We start from the raw sequence: 1,980 nt of genomic DNA on the forward strand, positions 1-1,980 counted from the left end.
TTGCTGAAAAAAACACTTGAACGATGCCCCATGCACCCCGGTCAGCGAACTGCATTTTTTTGTCCATGAACTTCAAAAGTCCGTCATAGAAATCGGGAGGCAATGAGCCGGATAGACTTAGTAGCAAACCGACAAAGAGAGCACCTAAAAAGTTCCCTATATAGCAAACAGCCCAGAATTTGAGGATTTTTTTACTGATCCAGAATTTTGACTGCAGGATATAGCTTGGGAGGAGTACATTGATTTCAGTAAAAAGAATAGAGCCTGATAAGAATATCATGGCATATCCGATAGCGAATCCGATTCCAGAAAGAAGATTGTACATGCCAGCGCTTTTCACGTCGAGCGAAAGCAGAACGGAAGCAAGCGCTCCGAACGCAATGAACGCTCCTGCCATCACAGAGAGAATCAATTGAGCTAATACAGAAGTATGGATAGTCTCTTTTCCTTCTTTAATAAACGATTCTACGATTTGTGCTGGAAAATAATATTGCCGCTGGGGATTGTCTTTGTTTTTCAAGGTCTGCACCACTCTTTCTTCTTCACATAGTTTTCCCTTGAATGAAGGGAGCAAACCTAAAAAAATTAAAAGAAAGGCATCAAAAAAAGCCCATGACAGGGCTTTTTTAACGAAGCTTTATTTAACTGCTGATAATGACCGGAGATCCTCGATTTCAGCAACCTTGAATCCGTTACCTTCTACTTTAGGAACGAGCTCTTCTATCTGTTGAAGTGTCATTGATTCATTAAATGTAATGACGACTCTTCTTAAAAATTGTTTCCCTGTATCCTGAGTGAAAACACCTTCAATGTTATAGTCATCGCTAATAGCGGAAAATAGCTTTTTCAATGAGCCTTTTCCTTCTGTTGTGGAAACAGTAATGGAGAATCCGCCTTTTTTTAATCCGTAGGAATCTTCTAGTATATCCATGACTTTCGCATGTGTCACGATACCGGCAAATAATCCTTGTTCGTCATTTACCGCCAGGAAAGGGAGTCTTCGGATAGAGAAGAGGACTTTATGGAATGAGGCTTCCTCTGAAACAAACGCTTCACTGTCCTCGGCCAGAATGCTTACAGGCTCACTAAGCGGTCCTTTCTCGTCAATCATGTAGTCAGATATTGTTTCTTTGTATATCAATCCTACAAACCGTTCTTCTTTGTCATCCAGCACGGGAATGCAGCGGTAGCCTGACTGAATCAAGACTCGGCGTGCTTCACTGATTGACATCCCGCTTGTCACATACTCGACTTTTTGCTTCGGAATAAAATTTGATTTGATCTTCATTGTTTTTTGCTCCTTTCACTTCCAATACCTTATATTTCGGCAGACAATATTCAAAAACCTTTAGAATATTCAGGAAATGAAAGGATTTCTTATTGCTTTAATGATCTGACGTCCCAGAAATCACTTAGTTTAATGGTATGATCTACTTTTTTTAGAGAACTGTATATTTTGCGCATCACGAGCATATTCGGTTTTTTATAATTTGTACGGGAAAGCATTTCAATGGTGGATTTTTTTACGCCTGACTGACTGGCAAGCCATTCAGAATGGAGGTTATGCTTTTCCATCCAAAGTCCAAGCCTGCTCAGGTAAAGCTGTTTTTCGCCCATTGCAGTAGCCCCTTTTTTAAATTTATTTTCTATCTGGCTTTAGAACTATTTTCGAATGAAAAGTAGTCCGAATGATTCAGGTGGACTGCCTAATTAGCTTATTCCCTTATCCTTATTTTTCAAACCGGAAACTGCTCGTATTAGATAAAATTATGTCGATAAAACATATTTTGAGAAATAAAAAAACCCGGATACCAATGCAGTATCCGGGTTGAAATAATCTTTGTTTTTATTTGGCTGTTTCATCTGAAACCGTGTCCTGCATCTCCTCAAACGTATCTGTAACTTTGTCTGAAGGCTCTTTCGTCATAAGACTGACGACGATGACGGCCAGCAAACTTAAGAAGAATCCAGGAATCATTT

General features: G+C 39.5%; 3 protein-coding genes. All 3 read right to left on the minus strand.

Features of this window, described 5'->3' with window-relative positions:
* Positions 1-529: formate/nitrite transporter family protein (locus tag CGZ90_RS19140; RefSeq protein WP_133063621.1), on the minus strand; the 529-nt coding region annotated here is incomplete at its 3' end.
* A gap of 108 nt (positions 530-637) precedes the next feature.
* Complete coding sequence (gene cbpA / locus CGZ90_RS19145) at positions 638-1,288, minus strand: cyclic di-AMP binding protein CbpA (RefSeq protein ID WP_094254105.1); 651 nt, start codon at positions 1,286-1,288, stop codon at positions 638-640.
* Positions 1,289-1,377: 89 nt separating this feature from the next.
* Positions 1,378-1,617, minus strand: coding sequence for a hypothetical protein (locus CGZ90_RS19150; RefSeq protein WP_094254106.1), 240 nt, complete (start codon positions 1,615-1,617; stop codon positions 1,378-1,380).
* Positions 1,618-1,980: the final 363 nt, after the last annotated feature.

The organism is Fictibacillus aquaticus, assembly GCF_002245695.1.
Taxonomy (GTDB): domain Bacteria; phylum Bacillota; class Bacilli; order Bacillales; family Fictibacillaceae; genus Fictibacillus; species Fictibacillus aquaticus.

What these genes read in the sequence shown, in the direction of transcription:
- CGZ90_RS19150 (WP_094254106.1), bottom strand. Translation starts at nt 1,617, where the DNA reads ATGGGCGAAAAACAGCTTTACCTGAGCAGGCTTGGACTTTGGATGGAA.
- cbpA (WP_094254105.1), bottom strand. Translation starts at nt 1,288, where the DNA reads ATGAAGATCAAATCAAATTTTATTCCGAAGCAAAAAGTCGAGTATGTG.